This is a genomic window from Flavobacterium sp. IMCC34852 (assembly GCF_030643905.1).
GTDB lineage: Bacteria > Bacteroidota > Bacteroidia > Flavobacteriales > Flavobacteriaceae > Flavobacterium > Flavobacterium rivulicola.
The window spans coordinates 1,421,133-1,434,924 of the sequence record NZ_CP121446.1; the positions used below are offsets into that span (position 1 = coordinate 1,421,133).

The window sequence follows — 13,792 nt, forward strand, 5'->3', positions numbered from 1 at the left end:
AAATAATGATATGGAAGCGAAGAACGAAACGTATTTATCCGATTGGTTAGCCCATAAAATCACCGATGAACAATTAAAACAATTGGTTTCGGCTGAAGATTTTGAAGCTTTTCAAAAGATAAAAAAGACACTCAACGGTTTTGAAATCAGTTCTCCCGATTTGGAACAAAACTTTAGTGCCATCCAACAAAAGTTAGCCAAGAAGAAACAAACTAAACCGAAAGTAATTCCGCTTTGGCGTTATGCTACTATTGCCGCTAGTTTGCTGATTTTGTTTGGCGTGTACCATTTTTTTATTGCCGAAAATAAAATAGTAACCGGTTTTGGGAAGTCTGAAATGATTACGCTTGCCGATAATTCTAAAGTGGCTTTGAATGCCAAATCAAAGCTAACCTATTGCAATATTTTCGAATACAAACGAACTTTACAACTGGAAGGCGAAGCCTTTTTTGAAGTCGAGAAAGGAAGTCCGTTCACGGTAGAAACTTCACTCGGTGACATTCGGGTTTTAGGAACTAAATTCAATGTGATTGCTTTTCAGGATTTCTTTGAAGTAAAATGCTATGAAGGCAAAGTTCAAGTCACCCAAAATGAAAAATCCACCATTTTAACGCAAGGCGAAAGTGTGCGTTTTTACAATGGTACTGCTGAAAATTGGGCAGAGGTTAATTCGGTTAAACCAACATGGATTTCAGGCGAATCATCCTTTAAAAAGGTACCGATGCGCTACGTTATTGAGCAATTTAAAAACCAATACAATCTTGAAGTTGCATATCCGAAAACCATTGAAAACATCAAATTTACCGGAACGTTTACCCATAAGGAACCAACCGTGGCGTTGCAAACCATTTGTTTACCGTTGCATTTAAAATTCGGCAAAGACCAAACAGGAAAAATTATCATTTCGGAATGAAGAAATTAATTTTGTTGGGCTTCTTTTTGTGCTGGATTTCACATTCTTGGTCACAAAAAAAGAAGTCTTTTTATTATGCTGATGCCCAACTTACCCAAGTGCTGACCGATATCGAGAAAGCTTTTGAGGTTAAATATTCTTATGTTGATTCTTTAGTGGCTTCACAACGAATTTCAGTGCCTAAAAAACTTTATTCATTAGCCGAAATCAATACCCAAATTGAGCAACAATCTACTTTAAAAGTCATCCAAATCAATGAACGGTTTTATTCGATTAACCAAGCAGAAAAGCTTGAAGTATTTCCCCTTAAAGAAGTTTTAGTCGAAGAGTTTTTGGCGAAAGGCATTCGCAAAACCAACCAACATTACATCATTTCACCCCAAAAAGTCCAAACGCTTCCCGGTATAACTGATGCCGATATTTTGCAATCACTGCAACAATTACCGGGAGTCAAAAGTCCGAACGAAACAGCCACCGGATTGTACATTCGCGGCGGAACAGCGGATCAAAATTTGATTCTCCTGGATGGCATTCGGTTGTATCATCCCGGACATTTATTCGGCATGATTTCGAGCATCAATCCGAATGTAGAACAAACGGTGAATTATTACAACAAAGCTGTGAATCCTAAATTTGGAGAAAGAGTTTCCGGCATAATCGACATCAAATCGACGGATAAAATTTCGAACCAAACCAAAGTCAACGCCGGGATTAATGCTTTGAATGCGGATGTTTATGTACAAGTGCCATTGGTCAAAGAGAAATTGGGTTTGCAAATTTCAGGAAGAAAATCATATACAGAATGGCTGCAATCGCCAACGTTTAATCAATTAGAAAATAAGGTTTTTCAGAATACTAATTTTGAAGATTTCGACAACAACAACCAATTTAAGTTTCATGATTATTCGGCCAAATTAAATTTTAAACACAATGATAAAACCGAGATTTCACTTTCGGGTTTAGTCATCAAAAACGATTTGGATTATAAAAACATTATCAAAACAGACAGCATCAGTAACCAAAAAATGAATATTGAAAACTATGGTTTCAGTCTGAATTGGGTGCAAAAATACAGTCCGAAATTCACTCAAAAAACCTTGATGTTTTATTCGTTGTACAGTTTCGATTATCTCAAAAAACAAGACTATGAAACTGATAAATTCGAAGCATTTAAAAAATTAAATCGAGTAGTAGATTCGGGTGCAGAATTGAATTTTGGTTACCAAATCAACGAAAAATCTAATCTCGATTTTGGCTACCAAGTCTTTGGAAACGACATTTCACATTTGTTCAATAGTTATAATCAGGACATAGGCGTGGTGTTGAGTTTAAGACATCTTTATAATGTAACCCATGCCGGATTTGTTCACTTCAAACAAGATTTCGGAAGCTGGAATCTACAACCCGGTTTGCGCTATAATTTTTACAGCCAAATGAAAGCGTCGAGTTTTGAACCTCGATTGTTGCTTCAAAAAACCATTTCCGAATCTTTCATTTGGCAAGCTTCTTATGAGCGAAGAAGCCAGGTGTTGAGCCAAGTGCGCGAAAATGCCGCTAACGATTTGAGTTTGGAAAACTACGTTTGGGTGCTTTCGGATAATGCAGAATATCCCATTCAGAAAGCGAATCAATTTACTTCGGGAATTATTTTCAAGAAGAACAATTGGTTGTTGGATGTTGATGCTTATTATAAAAACATTGCAGGAATCACATCCTTTACCTTAGGCTTTCTAGGTGAAAACGGTAATGAAATTCGCCAAGGAAAAGGTTTCACCAAAGGCGTTGATGTGTTATTGCAAAAAAGCACATCGACTTGGAGAGCTTGGATCACTTATACTTATCAGGATTCTCAAAACCGATTTTCAACTTTGAATGAAGGGAATTATTTTGCTTCCAATGCTGATATTAAGCACAGTTTTAATTTGGCTTTCAATAAAAAATGGGACAATTTTCTCTTTACTGCGGGTTGGTTTTGGCACAGCGGAAAACCATTCAGCACCATTGATAATTCAGGGGAAATCAATTCGTATAATGCTCAAAGATTGCCCAATTACCATCGTTTAGATATTTCGGGCAGTTATCAGTTCCAAAACACAAATGGCTATAGCTTTAAAATTGGCGCTTCCATTTACAATCTCTACAATCGAAATACTTTAATTAGCAAAGAATTGGAACGCCAATATGCTAACTTATCTGATTTTTCGAATCCGCGTTATGTTGGGCGTGAATTTTACTCCTTGGGCATTATGCCGAATGTTTTTTTTAGGGTGAATTTCTAAAAGTTTTCAATTACAACGATTTAGTTAATTTCTTTCCGATAATTGATGTCGAGCGTTTTAACCAAAATAGTAATTTTATAAAAAATCATTTTTATGAGTACTATTCCAAGTGAATTTCAAATCACGTCTTTATTAAATCAAGATACTTATTTAGTCAACGGTGAACTGAAAAAATGGACAGGCGAAACCACGCCGGTTTTCTCTACGATATCTTCTACCGCACATTATTCTCCAACGGTTTTAGGTTCTATTCCTGCGATGGGCGAAGCCGAAGGCAACGAAGTGGTTGATGCTGCGGTTGCGGCTTATAACAACGGACAAGGTTTGTGGCCAACGATGAAAGTGATTGACCGAATCAAATGCATGGAAAATTTTGTCACCCAAATGAAAGCCACGCGAAGTGAAGTAGTGAAATATTTAATGTGGGAAATAGGGAAATCATTACCTGATTCTGAAAAAGAGTTTGATAGAACTGTTGAATATATTTACGATACCATTGAAGATTATAAAGAACTAGACCGAAACAATGCGCGTTTTACCAAAAGCCAAGGCGTAAATGCGATGGTACGTCGCGGACCATTAGGCGTAGTGCTTTGTTTAGGGCCGTATAATTATCCGTTAAATGAAACTTTTTCGTTGTTGATTCCGGCCATAATCATGGGTAATACTGTGATTTTCAAACCGGCTAAACATGGTGTCTTACTGATTTCTCCTTTATTGACAGCGTTTCAAACGAGTTTTCCAAAAGGTGTCATCAATATCGTTTACGGTCGAGGTCGAGATGTAGCTTCCCCAATAATGAAGTCCGGAAAAGTCGATATTTTGGCACTTATTGGCAACAGTAAATCAGCGATTGCGTTACAAGATTTGCATCCGAATAAAAACCGTTTGCGTTTGATTTTAGGTTTGGAAGCCAAAAACCCGGCGATTATTTTACCGGATGCCGATTTGGATTTGGCGATTCAGGAATGTATCACGGGAACCTTGTCTTTCAATGGCCAACGTTGTACGGCTTTAAAAATATTATACGTGCACGAATCCATCGCAGCCGAATTCAACCGAAGATTTGCTGAAAAAGTAGATGCTTTGCCTTTTGGAAATCCATGGGAGAAAGGTGTTTCTTTAACGCCATTACCCGAAAAAGAGAAACCCAATTACATTCAGGAATTAATAGACGATGCGCATGAGAAAGGTGCAAATGTTATTAATCAGAAAGGCGGACAAAGAACTGAAAACTATATATTTCCGGCGGTTTTGTTTCCGATTAATAAAGAAATGAGAGTCTATCATGAAGAGCAATTTGGACCTGTCATTCCAATCTTGACTTTCAAGGATATCCAAGAACCGTTGAACGATATGGCGGAATCCAATTACGGTCAGCAAGTGAGTTTGTTTGGACAAGACATCAAAACCATAGCGCCGCTGATTGATACGTTGGTGAATTTGGTTTGTCGTGTCAACCTAAACAGTTCTTGCCAACGCGGACCGGATGTGTATCCGTTTACCGGAAGAAAAGATTCGGCGGTAGGAACTTTGAGTATACACGATGCTTTGCGTTCGTTCTCGATTAGAACTTTTGTAGCCTCTAAAGACAACGCTTATAACAATGCGATTCTGCAGGAATTACTTAACAGTAAAGAATCGAATTTTATCAATACCGATTATATTTTATAAAAAAAGCCCTGAGAAATCAGGGCTTTTTTTAGTTTTTCTTTTTCAATCTGTCTTTAAAAACCTTTTCAAATTTCTCCAATTTGGGTTGGATTACCATTTGACAATAAGGTTGGTTTTTGTTGTTTTCATAATAGTTTTGGTGATAGTCTTTGGCTTTGTAAAACGCTTTAAAAGGCTCTAAAGTGGTGACGATTTTATTATTGAAAACTTCTTTGTTTAATTCGGCTATAATGCTTTCGGCTGCTTTCTTCTGTTCTTCGTTTTTATAAAAAATCACCGAGCGGTATTGTGTTCCTACATCAGCGCCTTGGCGGTTTAAAGTCGTTGGGTCATGAACGGTAAAGAATACTTTGAAAATTTCATCCAAATTGGTTTTGGTCTTGTCATAAGTGATTTCTACTACTTCAGCCGCACCGGTTCTTCCAGTACAAACTTCCTCGTAGCTGGGATTTTCAACGGTGCCGCCAGAGAAACCTGAAACTACTTTTTCTACACCGGTTAAGTTTTCATAAACGGCTTCCACACACCAATAACAGCCGCCGCCGATAGTGATGGTTTCAAGATTTCCCTTGTTTTGATTGGCCACTGCATCGGGAACAAAATCTAATGAAATGGCATTCATGCAATATCTTTTACCTGTTGGTTCCGGACCATCGTCAAATAAATGGCCTAAGTGACTGTCGCATCTGCCGCACAATGCTTCAATACGGTGCATGCCATAGGAATTATCATCTTTAAAAGTGATGCTGTTTTTGTTGTCCTGTTCAAAAAAGCTCGGCCAACCGCAGCTGCTCACAAATTTTTGATCGGATTTGAATAATTTCAAACCACAAGCCGCGCAATAATAAGTGCCTTTGGTTTCGCTTTTCCACATGGTTCCGGTGAAAGCTCTTTCAGTATCGGCTTGACGCGCTACGGCATACAAATCAGGCGGCAATACCTTTTTCCATTGCTCATCGGTTAAAACCAATTTAGCAGTATCGGTATTTGAATAATAAGGATTTTCAGGTTTTGAAATCACATTTTCCATAGCAGTTGTTTTGATTATTGTATTGTTATTTTGACCGCAAGCATTGAATATGAAAAGCGGTAATAAAATGAAAAAATTAACAACGGATTTTGTCATAGCAATCGTTTTAAATCAGATACAAATTTACAGCTAAATACGAGTCGAAATGTCCGATAGATTACAAATTACCTTGATTTAAGGAAAGTTTAACGGTTGTTAATTCACTTCACATTTTAAAGTGTCCAAGTTGATTGATTTGTCCTGATTCAATATCGAATTTGATTTTAGATAAGCTAAAATTTGTGGACACAAATAACCATTAATTTCTTCTTCGGAATATTTTTGCCAATCGGAATTTTGGTTTATTGGAGCTGTTGTAAAAGGAAGTTCATTTATAAATCCTTTTACAAGTTCATTGTAATATTTGTCTTTTATCTTTTGGAAAAAGGTAAAACTGATGATTTTATTATTAGTCCAAAGCTTTAATAAAAATCCATCATTAAAATGAGAGCTCTTTTTTTCAAGACAATTGTAAAAATGGCCAAATAGTTCGCTATCGCTTATCCAAAATTCCCTTTTCTTATCTCTGATTGTTTCAAATTTGGCAACAATCATTGACAATAATTCCTCTGAATCTTTATCAGAAAAACTTGCAGCGGCTTCTAGGTATTGATAATCATAAAAACCTTTGTCAATTTTTGTCTTTAATTCCGGAATAAAGGATTTATCAGGAAACTTTGAAATAGCCAAAAACGAATTGTCAATATTCTTATGAAATAATGGCAAATCTCTTTTGTTTTGAAATGAAGCTAATGTGGCCAAAATTTCAATTTCCGGATGTTTATTAGCAAAATATTTCACTCGTTCATAATTGTCAAATTTGAATTTATTGAGCGTAAAAATATGTTTAAGTGTTATTGGTAATACATTATCATTTGAGAGAACTGTTTTGTTCAGAATAACCAGCAAACTGTCAACTTCGGGTTTAGTCCAATTGGTTTCAAAAGGTAAATTGCTTTTCTTTATCTCTTCAATCGAAAATTCTTTTTTGTATATTTCAATTTCATCAATTTTATTTTTTTGATAAAATACATTTTCATACAATTCACCTGCAAAACTGGTTTGATAACCGGTACAACCCGCCTGAATGTATATTTCTTCGTTGTTGAAAATATATTGTGAAAACAAACTGCTAATGTATTCAGATTTTCGATTTGTCAGTATTCTACTCATATAGGATTTAATCACTTCATTTCCTTTTTCAGCGATGTAGATTATTTCTTCATCAGTAGCAATAGAATCAAGTTTGGTGTAAAGATTTTCATAATCTAAATATATTATTGCATCACTGCCTATTCCAATCTTTCCATTTTTGACTTGATCAGTCGCATTGATTACAGTAAAAAGCGAATCTACTTTTGCAGACAACTGAGAAAAACAAAATGCAGGTATCAATAATAAAATGATAATTTTTAACTTCATACAATTAAAACGACAATGAGTAAAATTTATTGTTCCAAATTAATGAAAATTCTTTCTCTCTTCAACACACGTTAAACTTTTGCTAATTCTTAATTCGTCCCAAAAGGCAAATCTTTTTTCGTATTTTTGAACGATTAATAAAAGCTATGGTCGAAGAAAAAGTAATCTTGGTTAACGAACAGGATGAACCCATTGGGTTGATGAACAAATTGGAAGCGCATGAAAAGGCAGTGCTACACCGTGCTTTTTCGGTTTTTGTGTTGAACAGCAATAACGAAATCATGTTGCAACAACGCGCGCACCACAAATACCATTCGCCTTTGTTATGGACCAATACTTGTTGCAGTCACCAACGAGATGGCGAAACCAATATCCAAGCCGGAAGCCGACGTTTGTATGAGGAAATGGGTTTTAAAACCGAGTTGAAAGAACTGTTTCATTTTATTTACAAAGCGCCATTCGACAATGGTTTGACAGAGCATGAACTCGACCATGTAATGATTGGATATTACAATGACGAACCTCAGATTAATCCCGAAGAAGTGGAAAGTTGGAAATGGATGTGCATCGAAGAAGTACGCCAAGATATGATTCAAAACCCCGACATTTACACGGTTTGGTTTAAAATCATCTTTGATGAGTTTTATCACTATCTAGAAGACCACAAACTTTAATTTTAAACCTATAACTTACAACTCACAACCCAATGAAAGTCACCGTTTCCAGAAAAGCCCATTTTAATGCCGCACACCGATTGTATCGCAAGGATTGGTCGATGGAAAAAAACGATGCGGTCTTTGGGAAGTGCAACAATCCTAATTTTCATGGTCATAATTATGAGTTAATCGTTTCGGTTACGGGTGAAATTGACCAAGAAACCGGTTATGTAATTGATGTGAAGATTTTATCAGATTTAATCAAAGCACATATCGAAAATGCTTTCGACCATAAAAACCTAAATTTGGATGTGCCTGAGTTTGCGGATTTAAATCCAACTGCCGAAAATATAGCGGTAGTCATTTGGAACAAACTCCGTAAATATATTGATTCTGATAAAGATTTGGAAGTTGTTTTATACGAAACACCGCGAAACTTTGTAACTTATAAAGGCGAATAATGGCATTGCAAGTCGGAGACAAAATCCCTAATTTTTCAGCCATTGATACCAATGCGAATGTGTTTGAAAGCGACACTGTTGTTGGCAAAAAAGCCTTTGTCATTTATTTTTATCCCAAAGACGATACCCGAGTTTGCACAGAGCAAGCCTGTTCTTTCCGCGATCAATACGAAGATTTTAAAGCGTTAGATACCGAAGTTATTGGCGTTAGTAGCGATTCGGTGAAATCACATCAAAAATTCACTAATCAGTATAAATTACCTTTTATTCTGCTTTCAGATGTAGATAAAAAACTGCGAAAATTATTTGGTGTTCCTAATGATTTATTCGGATTGATACCGGGTAGAGTGACTTATGTTGTCGATAAAAACGGTGTAATTCAGTTGGTATTTAATAGTATGTCGGGCAAAATTCATATCAAAAAAGCACTTGAAATTCTCAAAAGAACGTAAGTTTGCCAAAAATTAGCGTGATGCCATTTTATCCATTACAGTTTGAGCCGATTTTAAAAGAGAGAATTTGGGGCGGAACCAAATTGAAAACCATCTTAAATAAACCCATTACCTCAGAGATAACTGGAGAAAGCTGGGAAATTTCAACGGTGGCTAATGATGTTAGTATTGTGGCTAACGGAGATTTCAAGGGCAAATCGTTAAATGATTTAATCGAAGCCTATCCAAACGAAATTTTAGGGACCAAAGTTCATGCAAAATTCGGAAAGCAATTTCCTTTGTTGTTCAAATATTTGGATGCCCGTCAAGATTTATCCATTCAATTGCATCCTAATGACGAATTGGCCCAAAAACGCCACAACTCTTTTGGTAAAACCGAAATGTGGTATGTGTTGCAAGCCGATGAGAATGCTCGATTAATTGTAGGTTTTAAAGAAAAGTCTTCACCGGAAGCTTATTTAGCCCATCTTGAGAACAAGACATTGCTTGATATTTTGGATACTAAAGCGGTCAAGACGGGCGATGTTTTTATGCTCAATACCGGAACCATACATGCTTTGGGTGCGGGAATTTTAATCGCTGAAATCCAACAAACTTCTGATATTACTTATCGCGTTTACGATTTTGATAGGGTAGATGCTCAGGGAAACAAGCGTGAATTGCATTTAGATTTGGCCATGGAAGCTTTGAATTACAACACAGTGGAAGCCCAATGTTTTTATGATAGAACAGAAAATGTTTCCAACGAAGTGATTAACTGTCAGTACTTCACCACCGATTTTATTCCGCTAAACGGAAATTTAAAAGTGAATAAAAACAATGATTCTTTCACGGTTTACATGTGCGTTGAAGGTCATTTTGAATTGGTTTATAACGGAAAAACTTACTCTTATCAAAAAGGAGATACTGTTTTAATTCCGGCTTCAATGACTGATTTTCAACTGAATGGACAAGCCTCGGTTTTAGAAATTTATATTTCGTAGTTTATATTCTAAAGATTTAATGTAATTTTGCCGAAATTTAAAATTTACAAGAAAAATGGGAAGTGTTAAGAATTTAAAAAAAGACATCAATTTTGTTTTAGGAGATATTATTGAAGCAGTTTACATCTACGAGATGACAACTTCAGGAAAACCTTCTGATAAAACCAATGCTATTATTGATGAAGCAATTTCGTCTTTTGATGCTTTGATTACAAAAGTGAACGCTAAGAAAGTGGAAAATAAAAAAGCACATTTCAAACAAATCAACGCTGAATTAGAACAAACTGCTAATCAGTTGGTTGAAAAAATCAATGCTTTGCAATAAGAAAAAACAATAAAAAAGTGCTTAAATATTTTGGAGAATTAAATTTCACTTTTATATTTGCATTCACATTGAGACGCCAGCATAGCTCAGTTGGCTAGAGCAGCTGATTTGTAATCAGCAGGTCGTGGGTTCGAGTCCCTCTGCCGGCTCAATAAAGAAACCATCACTGAAAAGTGGTGGTTTTTTGTTTTTGGAATATCTCCTTTGAAAACAATTCCAATTCTGTATCTTTGTCGGCTTTTTAAAAATGAAATTATGTTTGGAAACAAAGTCCTTAAAGGGGTTTTTTTAGTGGGATTAGGCGCTACAAGTTACGGGATGTTGGCCACTTTCGTCAAATTGGCTTATGATGAAAATTATACTACCGCAGAAGTGACAACTTCTCAGTTTGTATTAGGCATCTTTGGTTTGCTGCTGATCAATCTTTTCCAAAAAAACAGAAAAAAAGGAGCGGTTGTAAAAGCTTCCCCAAAAAATATCTTCCATTTGATGTTGGCCGGAACTTCTTTAGGAATGACTAGTGTTTTCTACTATTTGGCCGTAAAATACATTCCGGTTTCTATCGGAATAGTATTGTTGATGCAAACGGTTTGGATGGGTGTTTTACTCGAATGGTTTCTTGACAAAAAATCTCCTTCCTTACAAAAAATACTTTCTGTAGTGATAGTGTTGTTCGGTACGGCTTTGGCCACTAATTTAGTAAATGCCGAAATTATATTAGATTGGCGAGGTATCTTGTGGGGATTATTAGCCGCAGCCTCTTTTACTACTACTATGTTTACAGCCAATCGAATTGCCGTGGGAATTTCAACCTCTCAAAGGAGTTTGTACATGTTGTTGGGTGGCGCTGTGATTGTTTTTGGTTTTGCACTATTTACACAAAACACACCTTTTGATTTCGGTATTTTTGCCAAATGGGGTATCATCTTAGCCTTATTCGGAACCATCATCCCTCCAATGCTTATGAACTCCGGTTTTCCACATACCGGTATTGGTTTGGGAAGCATCGTATCTTCTTTGGAATTACCGGTTTCAGTTTTAATGGCTTATGTTATTCTGAATGAAAGTGTAGTTTTTTTACAATGGATAGGCATATTGTTGATAATTTTAGCCATTGTTATTATGAATATTAGCTTCAAGAAAATTAAAGTTAATTGATTGACTGTTAATAATTTTGTTTCTTTTAAATAAAGCGCTTCCTTATTTTTTATAATTTTAGTAGACTAACCAATCACGCCCTTGTGTGATGTAAATATTAAACTTATGAGAAAATTATTCGCAGAATTTTTCGGAACCTTTTGGCTTGTTTTCGGCGGTTGTGGTAGCGCCGTTTTTGCAGCCGGAATACCTGACTTAGGCATCGGTTTTGCCGGTGTTTCCTTGGCATTTGGATTGACGGTTTTGACTATGGCTTATGCCGTAGGACATATTTCAGGCGGTCATTTTAATCCGGCGGTTTCTTTCGGGCTTTGGGCCGGTGGAAGGTTTTCGGGGAAAGATTTGTTACCTTATATAGTTTCACAATGTTTGGGTGCTATTGTCGCTGCGGGAACGTTACTTTTTATACTCTCCGGAAAAGCAGGATTTACCATTGACAACACCAAGCCGGGAGCTTTTGCTACTAATGGTTATGGTGCATTTTCTCCTGATGGTTATTCAATGGGTTCTGCATTTGTTGCAGAATTTGTTTTAACCATGTTCTTCTTAATCGTAATTATTGGAGCGACTGACAAGTTAGCTAATGGTAAATTTGCCGGTGTGGCCATTGGTTTGGCACTAACACTAATCCATTTAATCAGTATTCCCATTACCAATACTTCGGTTAACCCGGCGCGTTCTACTTCTCAAGCTTTGTTTGCGCAAGGCGAATCATTATCTCAATTGTGGTTGTTTTGGGCAGCTCCCATTGCCGGTGCTTTGGTAGGTGGATTTATTTATAAAATTCTATTGGACAAAAAAGAAACTTTATAATATTGGGCGAAAGCCTGAAAAAAAGACTAAGAGAAAAGGATGAGATTATTTGTTCTTTTCTCTTTATTTTTGTGGAATGAACTCACTTTTTCCAAAAGAAAAAATCATTTTTGATTTACCCGATGCCGAAATCGAATATTATTCGAGTTTCTTTGATTTGGCTCGTGCTAATGAACTTTTCGAGAAGTTAAAGGCAGAGATTCCTTGGCAACAAGACAATATTACCGTTTTTGGAAAAACCCATCCGCAACCCAGACTAACCGCGCTTTTCGGTAATGAAGGAAAATCTTATGGCTATTCCAACATAGTCATGCAACCGCATCATTGGAATCCGTTATTAATGTTTATTAAGGATGAAATTGAAACCATTGCTCAAGAAAATTTTACCACGGTTTTGCTTAATTATTACAGAGACGGTAAAGACAGTAACGGTTGGCATGCCGATAACGAAAGAGAATTGGGTAGAAATCCGGTAATTGCCTCAGTAAGTTTCGGTGCGGAAAGAAGTTTTCATTTGCAACACAACACGCTCAAAGATCAAAAACTAAAAATCAATTTGGAGCATGGAAGTTTGTTAATCATGAGAGGAACAACCCAGCATTTTTGGAAACACCAAATCCCGAAAACGGCAAAAGATATCGGACCGAGAATCAATCTTACTTTTCGCATTATCAAATAATTCTTGTTTTTGTTATATTTGATAAAACTATTACCATGAATGAAATTATAGAATATTTCTCCACAATTCCATCTGCACACAGGGCTATGATTTTGGCCGGAGGGATTGCTTTTTTCTGGCTGATTGAAAGTGCAGTTCCGTTTTTTAAATTTGGTTATAACAAATGGCAGCATGCCGGAATCAATCTCTTTTTTACGATAACCACCATCATTGTTAATTTTTGTTTGGCTTTGGTTTTGGTCAATACTGCGCAATGGACAGTGGATAATCATTTTGGTTTGCTGAATTGGTTACCGGAAATGAATGGTTGGATTTTTGCCCTAGTTGGTTTATTGCTTTTGGATTTTATCGGAGCTTATTTAGCCCATTGGGTTGAGCATAAAGTGAAGTTTTTATGGCGATTTCACTTGATACACCACACCGATACCTGGATAGACACCACTTCGGGTAACAGACATCATCCCGGGGAAAGTGTAATTCGTTTTGCGTTCACCACTTTGGGCGTTTTAATTGTTGGCAGTCCAATGTGGATGGTTTTTTTGTACCAAACCTTATCGGTTGTGGCCACTCAGTTTACCCATGCCAATATCGCTTTACCGAAATCATTGGATAGAATAATGAGTTATGTACTGGTTTCTCCCGACATGCACAAAGTACACCATCATTACGTTTTACCTTATACCGATAGCAATTACGGAAATATTTTTTCGGTTTGGGACCGACTTTTCGGCACTTTTAAAGTATTAGATAGGGAAAATGTTGTTTATGGTGTTGATACTCATATGAAGCCTGAAGAGCACAACAATCTGAAGAATTTGCTTTTAATTCCGTTTCAGAAAAAGCGTTCGCCAAAAACTGATGTTTAAAAAAAACAATGCCACTTAAAAACTAATTATTTTTTTTATTAA

14 protein-coding genes and 1 tRNA gene are annotated in these 13,792 nt (G+C 36.4%); 13 read left to right on the forward strand and 2 right to left on the reverse strand.

Annotation, left to right across the window (positions count from 1 at the left end; translation table 11 throughout):
* Window positions 1-10: 10 nt before the first annotated feature.
* The 3 genes from P7V56_RS06060 to P7V56_RS06070 all read left to right on the forward strand — a co-directional run bounded on the left by P7V56_RS06060 (window position 11) and on the right by P7V56_RS06070 (window position 4,866).
* Window positions 11-913 (forward strand): FecR domain-containing protein, encoded by a 903-nt coding sequence (locus P7V56_RS06060; protein WP_171222778.1) that lies wholly within the window; start codon window positions 11-13, stop codon window positions 911-913.
* Window positions 910-3,192: a TonB-dependent receptor plug domain-containing protein gene (locus tag P7V56_RS06065; RefSeq protein WP_171222779.1), complete on the forward strand. Its 2,283-nt coding sequence runs from the start codon at window positions 910-912 to the stop codon at window positions 3,190-3,192. Before P7V56_RS06060 ends, P7V56_RS06065 begins: the two co-directional genes overlap by 4 nt.
* Window positions 3,193-3,285: 93 nt before the next feature.
* Window positions 3,286-4,866 (forward strand): NADP-dependent glyceraldehyde-3-phosphate dehydrogenase, encoded by a 1,581-nt coding sequence (locus tag P7V56_RS06070; RefSeq protein WP_171222780.1) that lies wholly within the window; start codon window positions 3,286-3,288, stop codon window positions 4,864-4,866.
* 28 nt (window positions 4,867-4,894) lie between these two features.
* Here P7V56_RS06070 and P7V56_RS06075 read toward each other — a convergent pair whose 3' ends face one another.
* Both P7V56_RS06075 and P7V56_RS06080 read right to left on the reverse strand, forming a co-directional pair.
* Window positions 4,895-5,992 carry a bifunctional methionine sulfoxide reductase B/A protein gene (locus P7V56_RS06075; protein ID WP_171222781.1) on the reverse strand — a complete coding sequence of 366 codons (1,098 nt, stop codon included), beginning with the start codon at window positions 5,990-5,992 and terminating at the stop codon, window positions 4,895-4,897.
* A gap of 99 nt (window positions 5,993-6,091) precedes the next feature.
* Window positions 6,092-7,357 (reverse strand): hypothetical protein, encoded by a 1,266-nt coding sequence (locus P7V56_RS06080; protein ID WP_171222782.1) that lies wholly within the window; start codon window positions 7,355-7,357, stop codon window positions 6,092-6,094.
* 146 nt (window positions 7,358-7,503) lie between these two features.
* On the opposite strand from P7V56_RS06080, the gene idi reads away from it, so the two are divergent.
* The 10 genes from idi (at window position 7,504) to P7V56_RS06130 (ending at window position 13,750) form a co-directional block, all read left to right on the forward strand.
* The gene (idi, locus tag P7V56_RS06085; protein WP_171222783.1) at window positions 7,504-8,031 is read left to right on the forward strand and encodes an isopentenyl-diphosphate Delta-isomerase; all 528 of its coding nucleotides are present in this window, start codon (window positions 7,504-7,506) and stop codon (window positions 8,029-8,031) included.
* Window positions 8,032-8,063: 32 nt separating this feature from the next.
* Window positions 8,064-8,474 (forward strand): 6-pyruvoyl trahydropterin synthase family protein, encoded by a 411-nt coding sequence (locus tag P7V56_RS06090; protein ID WP_171222784.1) that lies wholly within the window; start codon window positions 8,064-8,066, stop codon window positions 8,472-8,474.
* A complete protein-coding gene (locus tag P7V56_RS06095) occupies window positions 8,474-8,926 on the forward strand; it encodes a peroxiredoxin (protein ID WP_171222785.1) in 453 nt (150 codons plus the stop codon). Before P7V56_RS06090 ends, P7V56_RS06095 begins: the two co-directional genes overlap by 1 nt.
* A gap of 20 nt (window positions 8,927-8,946) precedes the next feature.
* Entirely contained in the window at window positions 8,947-9,909 is a 963-nt protein-coding gene (locus P7V56_RS06100; RefSeq protein ID WP_171222855.1) for a type I phosphomannose isomerase catalytic subunit, read from the forward strand.
* Window positions 9,910-9,964: 55 nt separating this feature from the next.
* On the forward strand, window positions 9,965-10,234 hold the full coding sequence (locus tag P7V56_RS06105) for a hypothetical protein (RefSeq protein WP_171222786.1): 270 nt from the start codon (window positions 9,965-9,967) through the stop codon (window positions 10,232-10,234).
* Window positions 10,235-10,309: 75 nt separating this feature from the next.
* Window positions 10,310-10,383: transfer RNA gene (locus tag P7V56_RS06110), tRNA-Thr, on the forward strand.
* A 106-nt stretch (window positions 10,384-10,489) separates the two neighbouring features.
* Window positions 10,490-11,392: an EamA family transporter gene (locus tag P7V56_RS06115; protein ID WP_171222787.1), complete on the forward strand. Its 903-nt coding sequence runs from the start codon at window positions 10,490-10,492 to the stop codon at window positions 11,390-11,392.
* A 105-nt stretch (window positions 11,393-11,497) separates the two neighbouring features.
* Entirely contained in the window at window positions 11,498-12,205 is a 708-nt protein-coding gene (gene aqpZ / locus P7V56_RS06120) for an aquaporin Z (protein WP_171222788.1), read from the forward strand.
* Window positions 12,206-12,281: 76 nt separating this feature from the next.
* Window positions 12,282-12,884: an alpha-ketoglutarate-dependent dioxygenase AlkB family protein gene (locus P7V56_RS06125; RefSeq protein WP_171222789.1), complete on the forward strand. Its 603-nt coding sequence runs from the start codon at window positions 12,282-12,284 to the stop codon at window positions 12,882-12,884.
* A 35-nt stretch (window positions 12,885-12,919) separates the two neighbouring features.
* A complete protein-coding gene (locus P7V56_RS06130) occupies window positions 12,920-13,750 on the forward strand; it encodes a sterol desaturase family protein (protein WP_171222790.1) in 831 nt (276 codons plus the stop codon).
* Window positions 13,751-13,792: the final 42 nt, after the last annotated feature.